The 24269-nt window shown below is 55.5% G+C and carries 21 protein-coding genes; 15 read left to right on the top strand and 6 right to left on the bottom strand.

Going from position 1 to position 24269, the window contains the following annotated elements:
• Nucleotides 1-54: 54 nt before the first annotated feature.
• Nucleotides 55-1116 carry a calcium/proton exchanger gene (cax, locus tag DNH61_RS20100; protein ID WP_111148625.1) on the bottom strand — a complete coding sequence of 354 codons (1062 nt, stop codon included), beginning with the start codon at nt 1114-1116 and terminating at the stop codon, nt 55-57.
• A gap of 169 nt (nt 1117-1285) precedes the next feature.
• Between cax and DNH61_RS20095 the strand changes: the two genes are divergently transcribed.
• The gene (locus DNH61_RS20095; RefSeq protein ID WP_111148624.1) at nt 1286-1666 is read left to right on the top strand and encodes an Asp23/Gls24 family envelope stress response protein; all 381 of its coding nucleotides are present in this window, start codon (nt 1286-1288) and stop codon (nt 1664-1666) included.
• Nucleotides 1667-1785: 119 nt separating this feature from the next.
• Here DNH61_RS20095 and ftsW read toward each other — a convergent pair whose 3' ends face one another.
• Complete coding sequence (gene ftsW / locus DNH61_RS20090) at nt 1786-2997, bottom strand: putative lipid II flippase FtsW (RefSeq protein WP_111148623.1); 1212 nt, start codon at nt 2995-2997, stop codon at nt 1786-1788.
• A gap of 15 nt (nt 2998-3012) precedes the next feature.
• Complete coding sequence (locus DNH61_RS20085; protein WP_111148622.1) at nt 3013-3357, bottom strand: YugN family protein; 345 nt, start codon at nt 3355-3357, stop codon at nt 3013-3015.
• A gap of 236 nt (nt 3358-3593) precedes the next feature.
• Here DNH61_RS20085 and DNH61_RS20080 point away from each other — a divergent pair, with 236 nt between their 5' ends.
• From DNH61_RS20080 to DNH61_RS20030, 11 genes are all read left to right on the top strand, one after another.
• Nucleotides 3594-4784 carry a M20 family metallopeptidase gene (locus DNH61_RS20080; RefSeq protein ID WP_111148621.1) on the top strand — a complete coding sequence of 397 codons (1191 nt, stop codon included), beginning with the start codon at nt 3594-3596 and terminating at the stop codon, nt 4782-4784.
• Between the two features lie 125 nt (nt 4785-4909).
• Nucleotides 4910-5353 (top strand): CBS domain-containing protein, encoded by a 444-nt coding sequence (locus DNH61_RS20075; protein WP_111148834.1) that lies wholly within the window; start codon nt 4910-4912, stop codon nt 5351-5353.
• A gap of 105 nt (nt 5354-5458) precedes the next feature.
• Nucleotides 5459-6298 carry a thermonuclease family protein gene (locus DNH61_RS20070; protein WP_111148620.1) on the top strand — a complete coding sequence of 280 codons (840 nt, stop codon included), beginning with the start codon at nt 5459-5461 and terminating at the stop codon, nt 6296-6298.
• A gap of 127 nt (nt 6299-6425) precedes the next feature.
• Nucleotides 6426-8132 (top strand): DNA repair helicase XPB, encoded by a 1707-nt coding sequence (locus DNH61_RS20065; protein ID WP_111148619.1) that lies wholly within the window; start codon nt 6426-6428, stop codon nt 8130-8132.
• Nucleotides 8129-10129, top strand: a complete 2001-nt coding sequence (locus tag DNH61_RS20060) for a helicase-associated domain-containing protein (protein ID WP_111148618.1) — start codon at nt 8129-8131, stop codon at nt 10127-10129. Before DNH61_RS20065 ends, DNH61_RS20060 begins: the two co-directional genes overlap by 4 nt.
• Before the next feature lie 63 nt (nt 10130-10192).
• Nucleotides 10193-10687, top strand: coding sequence for a YlbF/YmcA family competence regulator (locus DNH61_RS20055; protein ID WP_425452284.1), 495 nt, complete (start codon nt 10193-10195; stop codon nt 10685-10687).
• Nucleotides 10688-10762: 75 nt separating this feature from the next.
• Nucleotides 10763-11026 carry a YlbG family protein gene (locus tag DNH61_RS20050; RefSeq protein ID WP_111148832.1) on the top strand — a complete coding sequence of 88 codons (264 nt, stop codon included), beginning with the start codon at nt 10763-10765 and terminating at the stop codon, nt 11024-11026.
• 174 nt (nt 11027-11200) lie between these two features.
• Complete coding sequence (locus DNH61_RS20045; protein WP_111148617.1) at nt 11201-11638, top strand: hypothetical protein; 438 nt, start codon at nt 11201-11203, stop codon at nt 11636-11638.
• Between the two features lie 175 nt (nt 11639-11813).
• Nucleotides 11814-12725: a selenium metabolism-associated LysR family transcriptional regulator gene (locus tag DNH61_RS20040; RefSeq protein ID WP_111148616.1), complete on the top strand. Its 912-nt coding sequence runs from the start codon at nt 11814-11816 to the stop codon at nt 12723-12725.
• The gene (locus DNH61_RS20035) at nt 12716-13573 is read left to right on the top strand and encodes a PHP domain-containing protein (RefSeq protein WP_111148615.1); all 858 of its coding nucleotides are present in this window, start codon (nt 12716-12718) and stop codon (nt 13571-13573) included. Before DNH61_RS20040 ends, DNH61_RS20035 begins: the two co-directional genes overlap by 10 nt.
• Nucleotides 13570-14529, top strand: a complete 960-nt coding sequence (locus tag DNH61_RS20030) for a MerR family transcriptional regulator (protein WP_111148614.1) — start codon at nt 13570-13572, stop codon at nt 14527-14529. Before DNH61_RS20035 ends, DNH61_RS20030 begins: the two co-directional genes overlap by 4 nt.
• 9 nt (nt 14530-14538) lie before the next feature.
• Here the strand turns inward: DNH61_RS20030 and DNH61_RS20025 are convergent, their stop codons facing one another.
• Nucleotides 14539-16281 (bottom strand): Rqc2 family fibronectin-binding protein, encoded by a 1743-nt coding sequence (locus DNH61_RS20025; RefSeq protein WP_111148613.1) that lies wholly within the window; start codon nt 16279-16281, stop codon nt 14539-14541.
• Between the two features lie 177 nt (nt 16282-16458).
• Here DNH61_RS20025 and DNH61_RS20020 point away from each other — a divergent pair, with 177 nt between their 5' ends.
• The 3 genes from DNH61_RS20020 (at nt 16459) to DNH61_RS20010 (ending at nt 22241) form a co-directional block, all read left to right on the top strand.
• Nucleotides 16459-19242 carry a calcium-translocating P-type ATPase, SERCA-type gene (locus DNH61_RS20020; RefSeq protein ID WP_111148612.1) on the top strand — a complete coding sequence of 928 codons (2784 nt, stop codon included), beginning with the start codon at nt 16459-16461 and terminating at the stop codon, nt 19240-19242.
• 162 nt (nt 19243-19404) lie between these two features.
• On the top strand, nt 19405-20241 hold the full coding sequence (dapF, locus tag DNH61_RS20015) for a diaminopimelate epimerase (RefSeq protein WP_111148611.1): 837 nt from the start codon (nt 19405-19407) through the stop codon (nt 20239-20241).
• A gap of 113 nt (nt 20242-20354) precedes the next feature.
• Nucleotides 20355-22241 (top strand): bifunctional homocysteine S-methyltransferase/methylenetetrahydrofolate reductase, encoded by a 1887-nt coding sequence (locus DNH61_RS20010; RefSeq protein ID WP_111148610.1) that lies wholly within the window; start codon nt 20355-20357, stop codon nt 22239-22241.
• Between the two features lie 702 nt (nt 22242-22943).
• Here the strand turns inward: DNH61_RS20010 and DNH61_RS20005 are convergent.
• Both DNH61_RS20005 and DNH61_RS20000 read right to left on the bottom strand, forming a co-directional pair.
• Nucleotides 22944-23852, bottom strand: coding sequence for an IS3 family transposase (locus DNH61_RS20005; RefSeq protein ID WP_281272414.1), 909 nt, complete (start codon nt 23850-23852; stop codon nt 22944-22946).
• A gap of 23 nt (nt 23853-23875) precedes the next feature.
• Nucleotides 23876-24196 carry a transposase gene (locus tag DNH61_RS20000; RefSeq protein WP_111147616.1) on the bottom strand — a complete coding sequence of 107 codons (321 nt, stop codon included), beginning with the start codon at nt 24194-24196 and terminating at the stop codon, nt 23876-23878.
• Nucleotides 24197-24269 lie beyond the last annotated feature (73 nt).

Below are 24269 nucleotides of genomic sequence, written 5' to 3'. Positions count from 1 at the left end.
CAGACGGAGACTACTTTTTATTTTACAAGAGAATGGTGTAACAGTTCTTCATGGTTATACCAGGTAGAATGCAAAGCCCAAAATAACGTAGACCATTAGCAGGAGCGCGCCTTCATACCAGTTGGTGGAGCCGTCTCTGGAAATGGACTTGGCAATAAAGACGGATACGCCAATGGCGGTGAGTTCAATTGGTGTAAAAACGATATCCATCGTCCGGCCAAACAGGGCACTGACAAAAATGAGGACAGGTGCGACGAACAGGGCAATCTGCAGGCTGCTTCCGATAGCAATCTCAACAGCTGCTCCGATTTTGTTCTTCATCGCCATAATGACGGCCGCGCTGTGCTCTGCAGCATTACCGACAATGGCTATGACGAAAGCACCCAGGAACAGTTCAGACAGTCCGAATTGAAGGGAGAATGTCTCAAGCGTTCCGACGAGCCATTCACTGACTAACGCTACCATAACTGTAGCAAGCACGAGGAAGATGATGGAGGTCCGTTTGCTCCAGACAGGCTCTTCTTCATGCACAGCCGGCGGAAGCTCCTGGTCAGCCAGTGTATCCTTGTGTGTAATCATCGAGAAGACAAGCCACAGAATATAAGCGATAATCAGAATGCCGGCAACCGTCAAGCTGAGCAGCGTATCCTTCTCTACAGAGAAATTCTCTACCCCTACGAACACTGCCGGCACAAACAGTCCAATGACCGCCATAAGCATCAAGGTGGCGTTGTGGCCTGCGACCTGGATGTTATAGCGCTGTTCCTTGAACTTCAGTCCGCCGAGCAGAATACTCAGGCCAAGCACGAGCAGCAGGTTGCCGATAATGGCCCCGGTTAAGCTCGCTTTGACCATGTCATATAGTCCTTCCTTGACAAGGAAGATGGCGATGATCAGCTCGGCCGCATTCCCGAAGGTTGCATTCAGGAAACCGCCCATCCGCTGACCAGCATAGTGGGCAACGCTTTCCGTCGCGCGGCCGAGAAATCCGGCAACGAACAGGATGGCCACACAGGAGATCGCAAATTCGGCAATGTCACCAAAATGTGTGTAATGTGCGATTCCAGCCAGAACGAAGGATGCGGCTAAAGCGAGGTAGAATCCATTTTTTCTCACGATGTGCACCTCTATTATTCAGAATACAAGCTGTTGATCCCGAAATCTGATAATAATATAAACCTTTAGGGGTGGAAGTAAACTTTACCATATCTTAGAGCCTGTCTTCTTGCATTCGGAACATAGGTTCCTTTACAATGAAATTATATGGAATAGAGGAGTGAGACACATGACCGAAGACATTCAAACCGGCATCGTCCGTATTTCTGATGATGTTGTATCCACTATTGCCGGATTGGCAGCGCTAGAAACACCCGGCATTGCAGGCATGTCAGGCGGTATTTCCGAAGGGTTGGCCAAGCGGTTGAGCGGCAAGAACGTTCAAAAAGGCGTCTCGGTCGAAGTCGGACAGCTGGAAGCAGCAATCGATCTGCGGGTAATTGTACAATACGGTATTCCTATTCATGAAGTCTGTAGGCAGCTGCAGGATAACGTGAGGGAAGCTGTAGAAAATATGACAGGTCTCCATGTGGTTGAGGTGAATGTCAAGGTAGAGGGCGTTGCCTTCCGCGAAGAAGAAAAGGAAGAGACCATCCTCCGGGTGAATTAATTCATAGGGCTAGCTTAAGCAGATGAAGAAGGCTCGCCTGCGATAACATGCTGTTATCGCGGGCGAGCCTTTTGTTGTTTTACGGTATGATTCATCCCGCAACGGGATGAAACGACGATCTACTTAACCATACGCAGCTGCGGCCTGCCTGAGGAATCCAGAGTGCGGCCGCGGCCCCTCTCCGTCTTCACCGGCTTGTTGAATTCCCGGGAGATACTAAGCAGGATGCCGAGGGACGCTAGAGTAACCAGCATCGAGGACCCGCCATAGCTGATCATCGGCAGTGTGACCCCGGTAATCGGGATGGTTCCCGTAACCCCGCCGATATTGACGACCGCCTGAATGGCGATCAGCCCGACGATTCCCACCCCGACGACGGTTCCGTAAACATCGGGACAGCGCAGGGCAATCAGCAGCCCGCGCCAGATAAACAGAAGATAGGTAAGCAGGAATATGGCACTGCCAATAAAGCCGAATTCCTCCGCGATGATGGCAAATATAAAGTCGTTATAGGCAAATGGGAGGTAATGCAGCTTTTGGACGCTGTGTCCGAAGCCAGCCCCTGTCAAGCCGCCGTGTCCCAGCGCCTCGAGCGAGCGGCTGAGGTGATAGCCGGTATCGCTCTGGTCTGCCCAGGGATCCATATAGGAGGTGAACCGGTCGATCCGGTACTCCCAGCTGGTACTGCCGGACAGAATCGAGATGCTGACAACGATTGCCGTGACGGCGGTAACAACGAGAACAGAACCGGATACCTGCTTTAGGTTAGCACCGCCCGCGATAATGACGACGCCTGCACTGGCTGCCAGAATGAGACAGGAGCCGAGGTCAGGCTGCAGCATGACCATGCCGCAGACGATGCCGACGATAATCATGACCGGCAGCAGCCCGCGCTTGAATTCCCGGAATTTCTCGCCCTTCTTTGTGATGAGAGAGCCGAGGTATAAAATAATGGCGAGCTTGGCGAACTCGGTAGGCTGAATCCCCAATGAGCCGATACCAAGCCAGCTGCGTGCTCCGTTAATCTTGTTGCCTATGAAGGGGACAAGCGCAAGCAGGATAAAGACGGGAACGAAATACAGGATAAACCCCTTCTTGAACCAGCTGTAGGTAATATTCATCAGAATGAACATAAAGCCCAGCCCGAGGGCGATCCAGATAAACTGCCGCTTGGTAAAATATAACGGATCGTGGCCGTACCTGTCGGATACAGCCGCGATATTGGAGCTTGCGCTAAATACCATGACAAGCCCGAAGCCGACCAGAATCAGCGTCAGGATCAGAAGCATGAAGTCCGGTCTGCCCCGCGGACTTTGCTGCGTAGGTTTCATAGATGGTTCCCCGCTTTAGTCGAGCAGTGCTTTAAGATCCTGCAACCGCTGGGTTGCCGTGTTCAGAATAGGCTTCGGAATTGGCGACTCGTACTCCATGCCATGCGGAAACGTTGCGCGGCCGATATAGACCGACTCAATTTGCAGAACCGCATGGGGAGATTCAAGCCTGCCTTCGATCGCGCGTGTATTGATGCGGAGGAAGTATTCAGCCTGGTTGGAACGATCCTCCAGCTTCAGATCATATGTAGCACGGTAGTATTCCCACTGCCAGCGGACGAAGCCAAGCTTGTGGGTGGATTCATCTAAGTGAGCAAGATCACTTGTTTTGCCTTCTAGGCCGGAATTTTCAATAATCATGGAAGATCCTCCTTAATCTATCGTACAAGGTCTACACCTTTAATCATGATAGTATGTTTCCCTACCGGGCGCAAGCCTTAGTCATCAGGCTGTAAGGACTTAAGAGGGACATTTTATTGGAAAAGGGATAGCGGACAGCTGCGTCTGGTTCTTTCTACCTGCGGCAGGTTCTGGTACACTAAAACACAATAGGGAACGCAAGCGTAGAGATAGAGTAGGCATAGGAGGAGTGGCGTATGGACAAAATCGGATATTCGGAGGCGCTGCAGAAGCATTACGCCAGTATGGTTGCCTGGCGGCGGCATCTGCACCGCAACCCCGAGCTTTCCTTCCGGGAAGAGAAGACCTCAAGCTGGATCGCGGAGAGGCTGCGGGAGCTGGGCTGTGAGGTTCGAACGAATGTTGGGGGACACGGGGTAATAGCGACGATCCGTGGCAAGCTTCCGGGGCCGGTAGTAGCGCTTCGGGCCGATATCGATGCGCTGCCGATACAGGACGCCAAGCAGTGTGAGTACGCATCGGCGATTCCGGGGGTGATGCACGCCTGCGGACATGATGCCCACACGGCTGCACTGCTTGGCACCGCAAACTACTATATGGAGAGACGCAGCACTTTGGCCGGGGAACGCAGGCTGCTGTTTCAGCCTGCCGAGGAAGTTACGCCGGGCGGAGCGGTATCCATGATCAAGGATGGTGCCCTAAGCGGCGTCGATGTCATATACGGCGTCCATCTATGGACACCGCTGCCGTATGGCCAGGTGGCTACCAAGCCCGGCCCGTTCATGGCTTCGCCTGATGAATTCTATATTGATATTACAGGGAAGGGCGGTCACGGTGCCCTGCCTCATGAGACGGTTGATGCGGTAATTGCGGGCTCGGCCTTCGTGCAGGCGCTTCAAACGATTGTAAGCCGTTCGGTCAACCCGCTGGATCCCGCTGTGGTCACCGTAGGCGCGTTTCAGGCGGGTACGACGGCCAATGTGATTGCGGAGCAATGTCATCTTAAGGGGACGGTTAGAAGCTTTACGGAACCGGTCCGGGAGCTGGTCAAACGCCGGATGGAGGAGCTGCTCCTTCATATCTGCAGCCAGTATGGCGCAAGCGGTATTATGGACTACCGGTACGGCTATCCGCCGGTTGTTAATGACGTGAAGGAGACGGAACGTTTCTTCCAGGTCGCCGATTCGCTCTTTGGACCAGGCGGTGTGCGGGAATCGGAGCCCGTAATGGCGGGGGAAGACTTTGCCTATTATCTTCAGCAGGTACCGGGATGCTTCATGTTCGTCGGTGCCGGGAACGAGGAGTGCGGCGCGGTTTACCCGCATCATCACCCTAGATTTGATCTGGATGAGCGCTCTATGGTCAATTCCGCCGCTCTCCTGATCGGCATGGCGGAGCATTACGCGGCCGCAGCTGCGAAAGCTTAGAGCGGGTCGCCTTGCTGATAAGGATTGCCACTTGAATGGCTGAATGGTCATGTTCCGTTACGGTGAAGCTAATGGACGGACACAGTTCCGATTCTGCCGGTAACGGAGGAGGGCAACCCATGACGATGAAGAAGACGGTTAGAGACATCATGTCTACCGATTGTGTAACGGCTACAACGAAGGATAATATCTACGAAATTGCCGTCCTGATGAAAAATCATGATATCGGTTTTGTTCCAGTCCTGGAAGGCAAAAAAATGATTGGGGTCGTAACGGACCGTGACCTGGTAGTAAGAGGTTATGCGGAGAAGCATTCCGGTTCGACTGCAGTGTCGGAAGTCATTACGAACACGATCAAGACGGTATCGCCTGATACAACAATTGACGAGGCTGCAAAAATTATGGCCGCCAACCAAATCCGCCGTTTGCCTGTTGTGGAGAACGGTGATCTGGCAGGCGTCATCGCGATTGGCGACCTTGCCATTCGTGAAATCTTCGTTAACGAAGCGGGAGACGCGCTGAGTGAGATTTCCGAGCATACGCACAGAGAACCGGCCGCAGTTCATTAATGGATTGGCAAGCATTCTCCGGATTGCGCGTAATGGCGCAGCCGGAGTTTTTTTTGCATTGAAGGTAGTGCAGTATTCTAATTACATAGGAAATGGAGGGACATTATGAACAGAGGGAGACGGAAACTGGGTATGTGCCGGCAAGGGCAGCCGCTGTTATGGTGTGTATATCTGCTGCTGCTAGCTGCTGCCGCAGGCTGTTCCGGGCAGATCGCTGACAGGCAGGAGCCGACAGCGGCAGCGGATATTGTGCAAGCGTATCCCGAGCTTGCGGGGAGGCAGGCGGAAACCGCGGAGGTGCTGCGGATAATAGACGGGGACACCTTCGCTGCGGCAGACGGCCGCAAGGTCAGGCTTGTTGGTGTGGATACGCCCGAAACGCATGGTACAGCAGAGTATTATGGGAAAGAAGCGTCTGCTTATGCGAGAGCAGAGCTGGAGGGCAGGAAGGTTATCATGTTCAAGGATGTGTCGGAGACTGACCGTTACGGCCGGCTGCTGAGGTTTGTCTTCGTTGAGGGCGAGACCGAGATGTTTAACGAGCAGCTCATCAAGAGGGGCTATGCCAATACGATGACCATCTCGCCGGATGTCACATTCGCTGACCGGTTTAAGGAGCTTGAGCGTGAAGCCCGTGAAGCGGGAGCCGGCTTATGGGCAGGGGACGGTTCAGAGGGTTCGGGGACTGCAGCCGAGCCACCAGAAACGGAAGTGAATGGGGGTATGCCTACAGAGGACGCTGCACAGCCTAAAGCAGAGTCCGGTACAGCTGGCCAGTCGGACGCTTCCTGTGCCGAGCCGTCCATTAAAGGCAATATTAACTCCAAGGGAGACAAGATCTATCACACTCCCGGCAGTTCGCATTATGACCTCACAAAGCCGGAGAGAATGTTCTGCACGGAGGAGGAGGCGGTAGAAGCCGGCTTCCGGGCCCCAAGGAAGTAATGCCGCCTCTCTCTATGGGGCGGCTTTTTTTCTGTACATATTCGGTTTAACGCGTAAGTAGAGGCATATTTTTCCCCGCTTTTTTTCATACTGAGAAGATACAGCAGCGGATAAGGGGGAGATTAGGATGCTTACACAGGATGGTCCCTTGATTGTCCAGTCTGATCTACAGGTGCTGCTCGACACCAGGCACCCGCGCGCGGAGCATTCACAATCCAGGCTGGCCCGGTTTGCCGATCTTGTAAAGCGGCCGGGAGATCTGCACACCTACCGGATTACATCACTCTCCATATGGAACGCCTTGGCCTCGGGAATGACAGCCGGCGATATCCTTGAATGCCTGCAGTCCGGCAGCCGTTACGATGTCCCTGGCCAGGTGCTGGACACTCTGGAGCTGCTCGCATGGCGTTACGGAAAAATCCACCTGGTACGCAAGGACGGAGACGTTCAGCTTGTTTGCGGGGAGCAGCAGCTAGCCGCTGAGCTGGACGCTGATGCTTGTGTGCGGGAGAACGCAGTCAGAATGGAGAATGGCAGATGGCGTCTTAAGCCGGGCAAGCGCGGTTTGATGAAGCAGGAGCTGCTGAGAAGCGGCTATCCGGTAGTGGATTTGGCCGGCTACGATGCGGGGGAAGCCCTGCAGGTGGAGCTGCTTGCAGAGAGCCGCAGCGGGCAGCCGTTTCAGCTGCGGGATTACCAGGCTGAAGCAGTAGAGCTGTTCCACCGTGAAGGGGATGTCTACGGCGGCAGCGGAGTGCTCGTACTGCCCTGCGGGGCAGGCAAGACCGTCATTGGCATCGCGGCGCTTGCCAGACTCAGCTGTGCGGCCTTAATACTGACTTCGAGCATGACCTCGGTTAGACAGTGGCGCAGCGAGCTGCTGGACAAGACCTCGCTAACCCCGGAGGATATTGGCGAATATGCCGGACGCGGAAGGGAAGTAAAGCCTATTACGATTGCCACCTACCAGATGGTGACGCACCGGCATGCCAGTACAGGCGAGTATTCGCATATGAGGCTGTTCGATGAACGGGATTGGGGACTGATTATTTATGATGAGGTGCATACGCTGCCTGCCCCGGTATTCCGGCGTACGGCCGACATCCAGGCAACCCGGAGACTTGGATTGACGGCAACGCTGGTGCGTGAAGATGGCAGAGAGGAGGATGTCTTCTCTTTGATCGGTCCCAAGCGCTATGACCTCCCATGGAAGAAGCTTGAGGAGCAGGGGCACATCGCGGCTGTTACCTGCAACGAGGTGCGGGTGGCGCTGGAAGGGGTCAACCGGGACCGATATCATGCAGCTGCACCAAGGGAAAGAAATAGGCTGGCAGCGGAGAATCCGGCGAAGCTCGCGGCTGTACGGGAGCTGCTCGGACGCCATCCCGGCAGGCCTGCCCTGGTAGTCGGCCAGTACTTGAAGCAGCTCGGCGAGCTGGCTGGTATGCTGAATGCCCCCCTGCTGACAGGTCAGACCCCACAGGAAGAGAGAATGAGATTATATGACCGGTTCAAGCAGGGGGAAATCCCGGTGCTGGTCGTATCGAAGATCGCCAACTTTGCAGTTGATCTGCCTGATGCGGCCGTTGCCATACAGGTATCAGGCAGCTTTGGCTCCCGCCAGGAGGAGGCCCAGCGGATCGGACGGCTCCTTCGTCCTAAACGCGGCGATAATACGGCATGGTTTTATACTCTTGTCACCGCGGATACGAAGGAGACGGAATATGCCAGGAAGCGGCAGCTGTTTCTTGCCGGACAAGGTTATACGTATCGGGTTGAGGAAGAATTCGGAAGGCTTGACGAACACGACAGGAAGGATGTGGCAGGCTCATGAATATGCGGCAGGTATTCAGCAGGCTGCCGGAGGAAGCCAAGGCACGGCTCGGCGGGCAGCCTCTCTGGCGCAGCTGGTCCGGGCTGGCTGGCGGCGGTTTGAGGGATGGGGCGATTGGCAGCGACCATGTAAAGGAATCCAGGAAGGGGCTTGCTGCTCCTGTCCAGGACATCCTAGCCTTTATTGTCCGCTGTTTCGGCCCGCGTCCATTTCCGGAAGAGAAGCTCATCCAGCAGTATGCGGCTGCTGCTGGCCGTTCTGCCTGCGAGAGCAGAATGGCATGTGACGAGCTTAGGCGGGCAGGCATTCTGTTTACCGTGCGCAAGTCCTGGGGGGATTGCCTGCATTTCCTTCCCGTAGATGCATACAGTGCCTGGAACAGAGAGCTTGCTCCTGCTGCGCCTCGCCCGCATTCTGAATCGGCCGGCATCCGAGTAGATTCTCCGTACAGACCGAGGCTGAGCCTTCAGCTGCTGGGCATGATGGCCGAGCTCGCGAAGCAGGGCATCCCGGTGACGGCCAAAGGGATTATTGCCAAGAAAGCCGTGGCAGCCGCCTCATCCCGGCTGCTGTTCACAGAAGAAGAGCTGGCTCTGTTCCGGTCAGCGGACTCAGCTGCCGGCCGCTATGCGGTTTCTTTTACAGCAGGGCTTGACGCAGCGATAAGAGCGGGACTGCTGAAGCTTGGGGAATCCGGCGCATCCTGGGGGGAGCCTGAGCTGGCGGAATGGCTCGCACTCCCGGATGGACTGCGGGAATGCCGTCTCCTAGACTGGGCAGAAGAACGTTTTGCGGCCTACGATGAGCGGTTTGCTTCCTCAGCTTCCCTGCTGCGGGGCCTATGTGCCGGCAGCTGGTACAGCCGCCATGAGCTTGAGAAGTGGGTTCAGGCTGCTGGAGCCGGTGGCGGTGACGTGTTAACGGGCTGGCTTGGCCTAATGGAGGCCTTCGGCTGGCTGCAGACAGGCCGGTCGGCTGAAGGGCTGGAGGTTATCCGCTGGATGATGTACCCGCTGGCTGAAGGGCTGCCAGACCCTGAGCCGGCAGCAGGCTCTGTACTGCTGCTTACCGGGGGGGAGCTGGCTGTCCCGCATGACACGGATTACCGCAGCAGATGGGAAATTGAGCTGATGGCCGATCTGGAGCGCGAAGGGCCCATGACGATCTACAGATACAGCCAGGCCACAATCAGCAGGGCGGCTGATAACGGGCGGACGTCTGGTCAGCTGATCGGCCTGCTGACCCGGGCATCGGGAGGACCGCTTCCGGAGCATGCTGCCCAGCTGCTTGGGGAATGGGGCAGGGCAGCCGGCCGAGTCCGCTTTGCCGATGTGACGATCATGAGCTGTTCGGATGAGCCGGCTGCTGACAGAGCGGAAGCGGATCCTGCTGTGGCCCGTCTTCTGATTCGCCGCCTTGGCAAGCGCGATTTCCTGATTGAGCGGAGCAGTATAGCGCTCCTCAGGAAGCATTTGAGTGCCGCAGGTCTTGAGCCGAGCAGGCGGGTGGAAGGAGAATCTCTCTGCCTCTATCCGCTTTCGCCGTCATGGGCTGAAGATGCCATGCAGGGAACGTGTCTCCCGCTGGAAGAGACTGCAGCTGAGACTGCTGTGTTCCCGAACCACAGAGAGCCCGCCGGTCTGCTGCAGCATCCCTGTCCACTCTATCTGTATACGCTGGAAACAGTGCCGGCTGATACGGAGAAGCGGCTTCCCGGCATTGCGGATATCCCCGCGGCATGGCTTCAGGCGATGCGGGACTATCACCCTTCTACCCGCAAGGAAATGCTGAAGCATGCAATCGAGCTGGGTGTACCCGTTAAGCTGGACAGAGAGGGTAAAGTGGTTGATTTTATCCCGCGCAGGCTGGAGGAGGAGGGCGGGAATTGGTTCGTGGCGGGCCAGTTAAGCGGGCAAGCAGAGAGCAGTCTTCGCCTATCGCCCGATATGTGGAGGGGGATGCAGCTGATGATTCCGCCCGGACTGCCTGCTAAATGACTTCTGTTTTGGGATTGTTTCGTGATATGATAGAACGCGAGACTATAGCATAGAGGTGAGTGGATGGCAATAACAGAAGAGAAGGTCGGCAGCATGCTGCCAGGAGCAGAAACAGGACCTGCAGAGACAGTTGATATGGCCGGTCTGCTGACAGCCGCATATGAGCTGGGCGATATGATAATCAATTCGGCTGATGCAGCCGATTATGAATATTGGAAGAACGAAGTTGCCGCAAATCAGCCGGTACAGGAGCTGGTAAGACAGTTTGCCAAGGCGAAGGAGCTGTTCGAGGAATGCCAGCGCTTTGGCAGATTTCATCCCGATTTTCACGCGGCTAAGGATAAGGTGAAGGAAATTGAGGGCCAGCTTGCCGAATATGAATGTGTTCGCAACTTTAAGGCTGCCGAGAAAGCGCTGGATGATCTGCTGTATGATGTGTCGCATCTGATTGCCCGCGCGGTGTCAGAGGAGATTAAGGTTCCGGCAAATGAAGGTAAAGGCGGCGGCGGATGCGGCAGCGGCGGCTCCTGCGGATGCGGCAGCGGCGGATGCGGATAACGGGCGGCGGGAATTCTATTATCTCGGCGGTTTATGACGGAGGAGAAACCAATGGAGCAAAACGACAAGCCGTTCCTGCTAGCGGAACGCATAGGCTATATTATTTGGGTAAGTGATTTGAAAGCGGCAAGAAATTTGGATAAATACGGAACCGTCCATTATGTTTCACGTAAAATGCATTATGTCGTGATGTATGTTAATGCGGATAAAGCTGAAGAAACGGCCCGCAACATTCAGCGGCTGTCATACGTCAAGAAAGTGGAGCGCTCATTCCGTAATGAGCTGAAAACCGAATATGAGAAAGATATTCCGGATAAAACAAGCTTTTATGGCTTGTAATTGGCTTAATTAGGACTAATATCCCGGCGTGCGGGTAATCAATAGTGGACCAGACCTGCCGCTGTTCTATATTTTATAGTTGAATTACCTATTGACGATGCAGTAAAATAATTAAAACTTGATATGTAGCCGAGTAAATATAAATACCTGCTTCTTGGGGGAGGGGTGATGGGGATGAAAGACAAAACGACGGAAAGATGGAGCACCTACGAATCTTTTCATGTCGTATTGGGTGATAAGAAAGTTGCCGACATCGTCATCACAAATCATGCCCGGAGCCGCTGGACTGACCGCATTGAGAGTGAGCAGACCGGTGTTGAGGATATTGCCGACTTTATGTGGCAGGCGCTCAAGCAAGGGCGGATTGAACCCTATTACCGCAATGAGCAGGATGTGTATCTGATTGATGACGACCTGGTTTTTGTCGCAGAATTTTCTGATCTGCCGGGCGAGACGGACCTGCTTGGCAACCCGCTGCACAAGATGATTGTTGTGACGTTCCTTGGACGAATGTCCGAGACGATCGAGCTGAGGGATTTGAAGTCTTATTATTCTTGGCTTCGCCATTCCAGAAGAATGACACTCATCAAGAACAGCCGCAAACGCAAATAAACGGCAGACGCAAGGGCTCCGGCAGCGGAGAACCCGGCAGCTTTCTGCCATAAGGACAAACACATGCGGAAGCTGCCGCATGTGTTTTTTTTATATCGTAATGGGCATGCTGGTTTCCTGTCGCGCCTTTGTCTAACGTTTGGTATAATTCAGTTCAGGAAAGGATGATAATCGGATGGCTCTTAACTTTCATCAGCTGCATATCTTCTTTACGGTTGCGGACCGGGGAAGCTTCTCGGCGGCTGCCCAGGCGCTCCATATGACGCAGCCTGCCGTAACGATGCAGGTGCAATCGCTGGAGGATTATTTTGGAACCAAGCTGCTGCTTCGTTCGACCAAGCGGATTGAGCTGACCGAAGCGGGACGGGCTTTAATGCCGTTTGCCCAGCAGTCCATCGCACTGATCCGGGAGACGGATGCAACGATGTCCAAATTTACGCGCCAGCTGAAAGGCAGGCTGCAGCTTGGCGCGAGCCTGACGATCGGGGAATATATTCTCCCGCGTCTCTTGGGGCCGTTCGGCCAGGAATTCCCGCATATCTCCATCAGCATGAAGGTGATGAACACGGGTCAGATCATGGAGGAGATCCTGAATCACCAGCTTAACTTCGGCCTGGTCGAAGCGCCTGTCAATCATCCGGATATGCATATGGAAGCGGTAATGAGCGACGAGCTGAAGCTGATTGTCCCGGCCGCGCATCCCCTGGCTGACCGAAAGGATGTCATGCTGGAGGAGGCGCTCGCTTATCCGTTCGTTCTGCGCGAGCAGGGTTCGGGCACCCGGCTTGTAATGGAGGAGCTGCTGCGCGAACGCCAGCTTGATCCGTCGAAGCTGAATATTGTAATGGAGCTCGGCAGCACGGGGGCTGTCAAATCGGCCGTAGAAGCAGGGGTTGGCGTGTCGTTCGTGTCGGCCTCATCCGTCAAGCATGAGGTCGCACTCGGGCTGATCAAGGTGGTTCCGCTTATGGATGCGCGCTTCAAGCGCCAATTCTTCTCCATCTATTTGAAGTCGGCTCTGCTGCCGATTTCTGCCGTAACCTTTTTAACCTTTTTAAGAGAGAGGGATCTTCAGCAATGGCTATAACCGGACCGGCGGATCTTCATACCCATACCAGAGCCTCTGATGGAACCGGCGATCCGGCGGACAATGTCCGTCTGGCCAAGGAGGCCGGTCTCGCGGCCGTGGCAATAACAGATCATGACACGATGGCCGGCGTGGATGAGGCGATTGCCGAGGGAGAACGGATTGGAATTATTGTAGTGCCTGGTGTTGAGGTCAGTACGGTCAGCGATGGCATCGATATCCACATACTTGGTTATTACGCCGACTGGCGCAATGAGGAATGGCTGAAGCGTCTGCGCTCGCTGCGTGATGTGCGCGGGCTTCGCAACGAGATGATGGTGCAGCGCCTTCGGGAGCTTGGGATCGATATCACGCTTGACGAGGTGTTTGCGGAAGCGGGACGGGACGGCTCCGGTGAGGAGACAGTCGGGCGCCCGCATATCGCCCAGGTCCTGCTCAAGAAAGGCTGCGTCGCTACGATGGCTGAGGCATTCGACCGCTACCTCGGCACCTCAGGCGCAGCGTATGTCAATCCGCCAAGGGCAACACCTTTTCAAGCGGTGGATTGGATCAGGGAGGCGGGAGGCACCAGTGTGATTGCTCATCCCGGCTTGTACGGACGCGACCAGCTGGTGGAGGAGCTGATTGCCTATGGTGTCGATGGCATCGAGGTCTATCATTCCGACCATACCCCGCTGGATGAGGAGCGCTACAAGAGTATTGCAGAGCGAAGCGGGCTTATTATCACCGGAGGTTCAGATTATCACGGGGCAAGGGGCGGCGTTGTGTTTCATGGACCGATCGGCGGGAGGAGTGTGGACGCGGCCGTGATCAGCCGGCTTCGCCGTCCGTCAGATAAGTCTACATGAATCAAACCCATAGATTGTACACGATCAAGGAAGTAGCCAGCCGCACGGGATTATCCACCCAGCTGATCCGCAAGTGGGAGGAGCGCTACGGAGCGGTTGCCCCTGTCCGGCTGCCCAATGGCTACCGGGGATACACGAAGCGGGACCTGGATACTCTGATTTGGCTCAAGCAGCGTGTGGATGAGTCGGTGCCGATTGGCATGGCGGTAATGGAGCACAAATCAAGGTCGGCCGCCGAAGCGGAGACAGCGCGAGGACCTATTCTGCAGGGCGCCGTTAATCAGCCCGGACAGCAAGCTTCGGCAGCGGATTGGCAGATAGCGGTGAACCGGCTGCTGGATTACTTTGAAGGGCTGGATTATCCATCGGCTCAGCGGTACTTTGAACAGCTTATGAGCGTGCACAGCCTGGATGACCTGCTTATGAACATTATGGAGCCTGCACTGGTTGAGCTTGGAGAACGCTGGGAGAGCGGCCGCATATCTGAGTATCAGGAGCATTTCGGCAGCCATTTCATCCGCGACAAGCTTTTGTCCCTAAGAAACTTGTTCCGTGCCGAAACGGACAGTCCGCTGCTGGTAACAGCATGCGGTCCCGGCGAGCGCCATGAGCTTGGTATTCTGTATCTTGGCTTCTTCGCTACGCAGCAGGGCTTCCGTGTAGCCTATCTGGGCGCTTCTCCGGCTGAGAAGGGGATTCTGGATTGTCTGCGGGAGATGAAGCCGGCCGCCTTTGCCTTCAGCTTCTCGTCGCACGCCAGATATGAAGCCGCTTTACCATTTCTGCTCGAGCTTGATGCCCGGATTCCGGTCGACTCCCCGCATACGCTAGTCTTTATCGGCGGCAGGGCGGTGGAGGAGGACAAGCTCATCCCGGGAAGCAAGTCGAGTTTTTTGATAGCCGGGGACGGTCCTTCCTCCATGGCAAAAATAAAGTCACGGCTTGGTCAGCCGTGACGAAGCCGTCTACGCTTTTACTTGAGACGGGAGAGTCTTGATACGCTGTTCATCCGGAGTGATGAACAGCGTTTTTTGGTGATCATAGATGACGAATCCGGGCTTGGCGCCGCTCGGCTTGCGCACATGCCTGATCAGCGTGTAATCAACGGGAACGAGGCTGGAGCCCCGTGCCTGGCTGTAATGCGCGGCCAGCATGGCCGCCTCCTCCAATGTGGCATCGCCGAAGTCCTGTCCCCGGATGACGATATGCGAGCCCGGAATATCCTTGGTATGCAGCCAGGTGTCGCTTGCTGAGGCCAGGCGGTTGGTCAGGTATTCGTTCTGGGTATTGTTCTTGCCGACATAGATCGCAATATTCTCGCTTGATGTATAGCACAGCAGAGCCGGTCTTGCAGGCTTCTTCTTCTTCGGCCCCTTGCGGCCGCGTGCGCGCATGTAGCCTTCAGCGACCAGTTCTTCGCGAATTTCCTCAATATCCTGCAGCGAGGCGCTGTCAAGCTGCTGCAGCAGCGTGTCCAGGTAACGGATTTCCTCATGGGCGGCTTCCATCTGCTCAGAGACGACGCTCTGGCTGTTCTTCGCCTTCGTGTAACGCCTGAAATAACGCTGGGCATTCTCCGAGGGAGTAAGCTGGGGGTCCAGCTGGATGGTTACCGTCTCCTGCTCCTCGCTGTAATAGTTAATAACCTCTACGGAGGCATCTCCCCGCTTTATCTGATGCATATAAGCGGTCACAAGCTCTCCAAGGATCCGGTGTTTGTCCGCATCCTTAGCCTCCTCAAGCGTCTCGCTCAGCTTCTCCAGCTTCTTCACATTCTTGCTTTTCTCATTCTGGAGGAAACGGTACAGGTCAGCCGCACGCTGCTTAACCGTGTCACGCTCGGCCTTGTCGCCGTAATAGGCCTCCAGGCAGCTGCTGATGGTAGGATAGATCTTCGTTTCGCCATCCAGATGAGTCAGCCTCGTTACAGAAAACTGCTGTTTGCCGTCTGCGCCCGTCACGATAACCGGCTCGTATTCATGCCGCGCTAGCTTCTCGAACAGAGCCGAGAAGGCTTCCCACAGGGCGCGGTAGTCACCCAGGCTTCCGAGCGTGCCTGCGCGGTGGGCGATTTCTCTGGCGAGCAGCGGGCTGATGCCGCTGAAGGCGGCAACGATGCGTTTGTCCGCGGCGAGTTCGGCGGATACGGCTCCCAATGCGGCTTCGAACTGCTCATAGGTCTGAATGCTGAATGGATCTGTCTTGTCCTGCGAAGGCGGCGCCGTATAGGTACTGCCCGGCAGGACGATCCGGTAGCTGCTGATGGCTGGGGTAACGTGATGGATGCCGTCATGGATTTGGCCCGAAGCCGGGTCAACCAGAATAATATTGCTGTGCCTGCCCATGAGCTCGACAATAACTGTCTTGAGTGAGTAATCCCCCAGCTCATCCCGCTGGCGGATGCTGAAGTGAAGGACGCGCTCGTTCCCCGGCTGGCGGATTCCCTCGATTACGCCGCCTTCGCAGTGCTTGCGCAGCAGCATGCAGAACATCGGCGCCTCCAGCGGATTCGACTGGGATGCTGTGGTCCAGTGCAGTCTCGGATAGGTGGGGTTGGCAGAAATCAGCAGCTTGCCCTGTGCTTTGCCGCCCCTTGTTTGCAGAACGAGCGTGTGCTCGTCCGGTTGATGAATTTTATGAATGCGTGTCCCCGCTGCTTCCTGCAGCTCGGCTGCCAGCGCGCGGGTAACGATACCGTCGAGTGCCATGTTTGTTTAACCACCTTTGTCAGATCATTCTTCTATCATGCCATACCCGCAGCAAAAACTTAAGCCCTGGCATGGGATATTTTCCGGGTTGTCCGAATACATTTAGCCTGAAGAGGCTGTCCGTCCGGCAGTTCTGAGCTTAAACGGGCGGCAGGCTGGAAACAGGAGGGAGACAGGATGGATCAAAAGCTATGGCACCAGATGGAGGCAGAAGCGCTGACCGAAGCACTGGGGAGCAATCCGCAGACGGGTCTGGCGGCGGGTGAAGCGGCCCGCAGGCTGGAAGAGCAGGGGCGCAATGAGCTGTCCGAAGGCAAGAGGGTATCGCCTCTGACGCTGTTTCTTAATCAGTTCAAAGATTTCATGGTTCTGGTGCTGGTCGGCGCAACACTTGTGTCCGGACTGCTCGGGGAGTATCTGGACGCGGTCACGATTGTGGCCATTATTGTATTGAACGGCATACTTGGCTTCGTACAGGAGTTTCGTGCGGAAAAATCGCTGCGTTCGCTGAAGGAGCTGTCGGCCCCGACAGCTCGCGTAATCCGCGGCGGTGAAGTCTTGGAGGTGCCGGCGGTTGAGCTGGTGCCGGGCGATCTGGTCGTGCTTGAGAGCGGGGACCGCATTCCTGCCGATATCCGGCTGCTTGAGGCGAGCAGTCTGTATGTGGAGGAGTCGGCGCTGACGGGGGAATCGGTGCCGGTGGGCAAGCATTCGCTGCCGATTACGGATGCCGAGCTGCCGCTCGGAGACATGAAGAATACAGGCTTCCTGGGTACGATGGTGACGCGCGGCACCGGAGTGGGAATGGTCGTCCGTACGGGAATGAATACGGAAATGGGGAAAATCGCTCATCTAATCGAGCAGACGGAGTCGATGGAGACCCCGCTGCAGCACCGCCTGGAGCAGCTTGGAAAAATACTGATCGTTGTGGCCCTTGGCCTCACCGTTATGGTTGTGGTTGCGGGCATCATGCACGGTCAGCCTGCCTACGGCATGTTCCTTGCGGGCGTCAGCCTTGCCGTCGCGGCCATACCGGAAGGGCTGCCGGCGATCGTCACGATCGCGCTTGCGCTGGGCGTTCAGCGCATGATCAAACGCAAGGCGATAGTCCGCAAGCTGCCTTCAGTCGAAACGCTGGGCTGCGCCTCTGTCATCTGCTCGGATAAGACGGGCACGCTCACCCAGAACAAGATGACGGTCAAGAAGCTCTGGACGGGCGGCAGGATGCTGGATGTCACAGGGGAAGGCTACGAGCCGGTTGGCGAGGTGCTGGAAGGCGGGGCACACGCGGATCTGAAGAAGGATGCGGCCCTGAGGAGAATGCTGCAGATTGCGGCTCTCTGCAACAATGCCAGGCTGGTTAAGGAGGCCGGGCAGCAGGAAGGCCGGAAGGGCAAAGGCAGTGCTGAGGCACAGGAAGAAGATTGGAAGCTCAAGGGGGACCCGACAGAGGGGGCGCTAATTGTCCTGGCCGCCAAGCTTGGGGTTACGGTTCAGTCACTCGAAGGCTTATACAAGCGGGAAAAGGAATATCCGTTCGATTCGGAGCGCAAGCGGATGTCAGTCCTGGTCGGCCATCAAGGCGGCAAGCTGCTCTGTACGAAGGGTGCGCCGGATCTCCTCATGGAGAGATGCAGCTATGTTCTGTGGGAAGGGAATGTCGTGCCCTTTACGGCTACCCTGAAGCAGAAGGTTGCAGCTGCTTCCGAGACGATGGCCCAGTCAGCCCTGCGGGTGCTGGGGTTCGCTTACCGTGACATCAGGCCGCAGGATGCCTGCGGTGAAGATGATGAAGCCGAGCGCCAGCTTATATTCGTGGGATTGACGGGAATGATCGACCCGCCGCGCAGGGAGGTGCGCGACGCCATTGCGACATGCCGGCGGGCAGGCATTAAGACGGTCATGATTACAGGCGACCACCAGCTTACGGCAGAAGCGATCGCCCAGCAGCTCGGCATTATGCAGCGGGGCGGCCGGTCGATGACGGGCAGAGAGCTCGCGCAGCTGGATGATGCTCAGCTGGACGCAGTCGTCGACGATGTCTACGTGTACGCACGCGTGTCGCCGGAGCACAAGCTGCGCATTGTCAAATCGCTGCAGCGCAAGGGTCATGTTGTCGCCATGACAGGCGACGGCGTTAATGATGCTCCGGCGATCAAGGCGGCGGATATCGGCATCGCCATGGGAATTACCGGAACGGATGTATCGAAGGAAGCCTCGGCGCTGGTACTGAGCGACGATAATTTTGCGACTATTGTGGCAGCAATAGAAGAAGGACGCGGCATCTATGAGAACATACGGAAGTTCATCCGCTACCTGCTGGCATCCAATGTGGGTGAGATTATGACCATGTTCCTGGCCATGATGGCGGGTCTGCCGCTGCCGCTCGTGCCGATTCAGATTCTGTGGGTCAACCTGGTGACGGACGGTCTGCCAGCGATGGCGCTTGGGGTGGACCAGGCGGAGAACGATCTGATGCAGCAGAAGCCGCGCACAGCCAAGGAGAATATTTTCGCGCGCAGGCTTGGCTGGAAAATTATCAGCCGCGGCATCTTGATTGGCGTATGTACGCTGGCTGCCTTCTGGATTACGCTCGAGCCGGGCGGCGGCAATCTGGTAGAAGCCCAGACCGTAGCATTTGCCACCTTGGTGCTGGCTCAGCTCATTCATGTGTTCGACTGCCGCAGCTCACGTTCGATTTTCCACCGGAATTTGTTCGAGAACCGTTATCTGGTGCTTGCTGTGCTGTCGTCACTCGTACTTATGCTGGCCGTGCTGTATATTGAAGCGCTGCAGCCGATTTTCAAAACTGTGCCGCTTGGATTCCGCGAATGGTGCCTGGTGTTCGTGGCCGCTGGCATCCCGACCTTCCTGATGGGTATCGGCAGTGTGGTCAGCTCCTCCAGAAGAAGGCGCAAGGGCGGGCGCGTGACGTACGGTTCGGCGAAGCGTGCGGCGTAAAAGGCGGCAGGGCTGCTCGGTTTAGGGCTGCTGCTGGCTGCAAATAAGTGCAAATAATGATGTAAAAATTGAATAGCCATTCTCCCTGTATTGCGGTATGCTAATAGGAATAAGGACAGCTTATTTCTCAAGTAACCGATGGGTAAAGGGAGTGCCAGGATAATGGAATTTACAAAAATGCATGGTCTCGGAAATGACTTTATCGTTGTGGCAGGCGAGCAGTCGCTGCCGGATAACGCTTCTGAGCTCGCAATAGAATTGTGCAACCGGTTCTTCGGGATCGGCGCAGACGGTCTGGTGTATATTCTGCCTTCTGAGCAGGCGGATTTCCGGATGCGGATCATCAACTCCGACGGCTCGGAGGCAGAGCAGTGCGGCAACGCCATCCGCTGCGTGGCCAAGTACGTCTACGATAACGGACTGATTGACCGTACGGAGATCACGATCGAAACACTCGGCGCCGGCGTGCAGAAGGTACAGCTGACCGTTCAGGACGGCAGGGTGGAGAAGGTGCGCGTTGATATGGGCGAACCGATCCTAAACGGACTGCAGGTGCCGACAACTGTGGATGCGGCGCAGGTAGTGGCTCACCCGATCGAGGTGGACGGGCGCGAGTTCCGGTTTACTGCCGTATCGATGGGCAACCCGCACTGCGTCATCTATGTGGATGATGCTGTCGGATTTGACCTGCAGGCCTGGGGACCGAAGCTGGAGACGCATCCGCTGTTCCCGCGCAAGACGAACGTGGAGTTTGTCACCGTCAAATCGCGCGATTACGCCGATATGCGCGTCTGGGAGCGCGGCGCGGGACCGACGCTGGCTTGCGGAACTGGCGCTTGCGCGACGTTGGTATCCTCCGTGCTGAACGGGCATACCGACCGCACAGCAACCGTATCGCTTAAAGGCGGGGACCTGCTGATCGAGTGGAATGAGGACGACAACCACGTCTATATGACAGGGCCTGCCTCCGTTGTATTCCGCGGCACTGTAACCCGCTAATTGAATAGTCAGATGAACAGTTTCGGAAAAGCGGCTGCCTCGGCAACTGCTTTTCCGTTTTGTTCTAATATAAATCTATGCGCAGCTGTACAGCTGTAAGGGGAGGGACGGCCGTGAAGAAGGATTTAAGACAGGCGCTGCAGACATCACTGCTGACGGGCGACGGCGCAATGGGGACATATCTGTATCAGCTTGGATTTCCGGTAGGTGTATCCTACGAGGAATTTAACTTGATCAAGCCGGACGTGATTGAAAGCGTACACCGCAGATATTATGAAGCGGGAGCGCGTGTAATCGAGACGAACACCTTCTCGGCCAATGCCGAGAATTTATCCCGGTATGGCTTGGAGCATGAGGTTGAGCGCTTGAACCGTGAAGGCGTACGGATTGCCAGGCAGGCGGTCGGCTCTGATGCCTTTGTGGTGGGAGCGGTTGGCCCCGTTGGGGCCGGCAAGCGGAAGAGTATCGGCGCTGCCCAGATGAAGCAGGCTTTCGAGCAGCAGATTGGCATTCTGCTTGATTCCGGAGTGGACGGGCTTATACTGGAAACCTTTTATGATCTGGAGGAGCTCTTGACGGCGCTGCGCATCGTCCGTGCCGGCTCGGAGACACCGGTGATCTGCCAGCTGGCCGTTGAGGATTCGGGCCGCACAAGAGAAGGCACCTCGCTGCAGGAGGCGTTCCGCCGGCTGCAGGAGGAAGGCGCAGATGCGGTTGGCTTCAACTGTGTAAGCGGACCGAACGGGATCATGCGTGCCATTGATATGGCGGGCCTGCCGGCTGGAATGCCGCTTACGGTGTTCCCGAACGCAGGTATACCCGATTATGTGGATGGCACTTATATGTATACGGCAGGACCGGAGTATTTTGCCGAGTCCGCCCGGCATTTTGCTGACCGCGGCGCCCGGCTGATCGGCGGCTGCTGCGGCACCACGCCCGAGCATGTGGCGGCTATCGCGCAGGCTTTTGCGAACTACACGCCCGATGTATCAAGACCCGCCTCGGCGGTGCCTGAGCAGGATGTGCTGGCCGTTCAGGCTCCCGCTGCGCACCGTGCGGCAACGCAGCCGTCCGGAACGGCTGGCGGAACGGACGCGCCAGCCCCTACAATTGTTGATCTGGTGCGCCAACGCCATACGGTCATCGTTGAGCTGGACCCTCCCCGTGATCTGGACATCCGCAAGTTTATGGACGGTGCTGCTGCTCTTGCGGAGGCCAAGGCGGATGCGGTCACGATGGCCGACAATTCGCTTGCGGTAACCCGGATGAGCAATATTGCGCTTGCAGCGCTTGTTCAAGAGCGGGCCGGAATCCGGCCGCTTGTGCATATCGCCTGCCGGGACCGCAATCTGATCGGCACGCAGTCCCACATGATGGGCCTCGATGCGCTGGGTATCGACCATGTGCTGGCGGTCACCGGTGACCCGGCGCGTTTTGGCGATCTGCCCGGGTCCAGCTCCGTCTACGACCTGACATCCTTTGAGATGATCCGGATGATCAAGCAGCTCAACGAGGGAACGGCTTTCTCGGGTAAGCCGCTCAAGCAGAAGGCGAATTTCGTGGTCGGCGCGGCTTTTAACCCGAATGTAAAGTATCTTGATAAGGCTGTGCAGCGGCTGGAAAAGAAAATCGAGTCCGGCGCGGACTACATCATGACCCAGCCGGTCTATGATAAAGCGCTTATCGCGAGGGTTGCGGAGGCGACGCGTCACCTTTCGGTACCGCTGTTCATCGGCATTATGCCGCTGGCAAGCGGTCGCAACGCGGAATACCTGCATAACGAAGTGCCTGGTATTCAGCTCTCGGATGAAGTGCGCAGACGGATGGCCGGGCTTGAAGGTGAAGCGGGCCGGGCTGAGGGCGTGAAGATCGCACAGGAGCTGCTGGACGAGGCGATCGCTCATTTTAACGGCATCTATCTGATCACACCATTCATGTTCTATGAGATGACGGCCGAGCTGACCCGTTATGTATGGGATAAGACGGCCGCGAGAGTATAGGGGAAAACGCTTGGAGATGCACACAGCAGATTCTAGGATAGCAGCGGTATAAGAGCTGGCCCTACCCGCCGGCCGTGGCCCTCCGGAGCCCCTGCGGTTGCATCTCCGCAATGCTGCCAACGGATCTTACTAAGTACCTGAGATGGTGTCTCGCAAAGTAATGGCGTAGAGTATCTCGGAAAGTAACCTGTGTAGGGTGTCTGTGTAGGGTGTCTGTGTAGGGGGTCTTTGAAGGTAACTGCGTAGAGTGCCTTTGAAGTTACCATGTAGAGTACCCTGGAAGTAACTATGTAAAGTATCTCTCAAAGCAGCTATATAACGCACCTAAAAGCAGCTATATAACGCGTCTATGAAAGTAACTGCGTGAAGTATCTCTGAAAGAGGCTGCATAAAGCACCTATGAAAGTTCTGCGGTATTATCTCCCTAAGTAATTGCGAAGGTATCTCCCAAAGTACCTGCAAAAGTGCAGGCTTTTTAGGATCGAAGGTCGTTTCGGAAAAAATGCCTGCGATTGTGCAGGAATTATTCATATAACTCCGCTGCCTCGGACTTCAAGGGGGAAAAGATGTATTTATGCAGGTATCTTGCCCAAATAGATATGTTAGCTCACAAATTGATGTATTTTCGGCTAGGCCCCCTAAAACCGGAGTCCTGCCCACCAAAAATAATGCAGGCATAGAATTACTCGTTTTTTCGGGGGATTACATCGCTTTATGAAAAGCTGAAGAATCCTCCAGTGTCTGAACCCAAGCTGAAAACACGGCAGGAGGTTTTCGTTTTAAGCTGCCATGCATTCTACGGTTATTGTAGAAGTCCATGTATCCGTCTAGCTCTTCATATGCATCTTTAAAGGTTCTGAAGTCTCTCTTGCTGAATAGATCGCGTTCCAACAGGCTATGAAAGGATTCGATATAGGCATTCATATTAGGTGTTCTTGGAGGTATACGCTCGTGGATCACGCCGAGACTCTCACACATATCTCCAAACAGCTTGCTCACGAATTGAGGGCCGTTATCGGTACGAATAGTAGGCATCTCATCACCAGGGCGTAGACGGCTTTGTAGCGCATAACAAAGTGTCTGAACGGCATGCTTAGCCTCACAAGATGTTCCCCTGTACTGCTGAACAACGACGCGGTCAAACACATCAATGATGCTGAGCACATAGAAGAATCGCTCGAGCCCACGGACGTAGCCATACTTAATATCCATTTGCCACAACTGGTTGGAGCCTGTAACGACACGGTTTTTCGGCAGCCTGCGCGGATGCGCCTGAACTCGCTGACGTGGTTTTTGAAGAATGCCCAACTCGTTACATAACCGGTATGCTTTCTTTTTGTCTAGCCTCACGTTGTACTTGTCACGTATGCATTGCGCAAGGAGTTTATACCCGTAAACATGCTCTTCGCCTTCGATGAGCTCAAGCAACCAGTCATTGATCTGGCTGTCCACTACGCGTTCGCCATCAAACGTATGAGAGTATCCAGGCACAGGGCGACCACGCCGGTTTTCTGCAGGGCGCTCAGGCGGGCAAGACATCTCTCTTTTCTTTCGATCATAATAGGTGGATTCAGCGATACCTAGAATGCGCAGAACCAATGCTGCTGGCACTCCCCGCTTAATAAATGGTTCTGCTACTTCAAGTTTTTCAGATAAGCGGGGTCTTTCTTTTTTAGCAACTCTCTGAGAATCTCAATTTCGAGTTCCTTCTCACCGAGTACTTTAACGGCTTTTTCATACCGCTGCTCAACCTCCTGCAGCCGCTGCATTTCCTGCACATGTTCGTCAGTAAGCGGAATCTCTTCTGCTGGAATCGTGTCACGGTAATCTCTTATCCACGTACGAATGGTTTCAGGGTGTATGTCATACATGCGGGCAAGAGCCCCCACCTTTATCCCAGCCAGTGCTTCTTTAACTATTTTAAGTTGCGTGTCTTTGCTCAGCCTTTTCCCCATACCGGATCACTCCCTTATCCTAAGTTTAAATTATTGGATGGGAGGACTCCAGTTTAATTAGGGGGCCTAGGAG

Source organism: Paenibacillus sambharensis (assembly GCF_003233845.1).
GTDB lineage: Bacteria > Bacillota > Bacilli > Paenibacillales > Paenibacillaceae > Paenibacillus_I > Paenibacillus_I sambharensis.
This window is presented reverse-complemented; position numbering and strand designations above follow the sequence as displayed.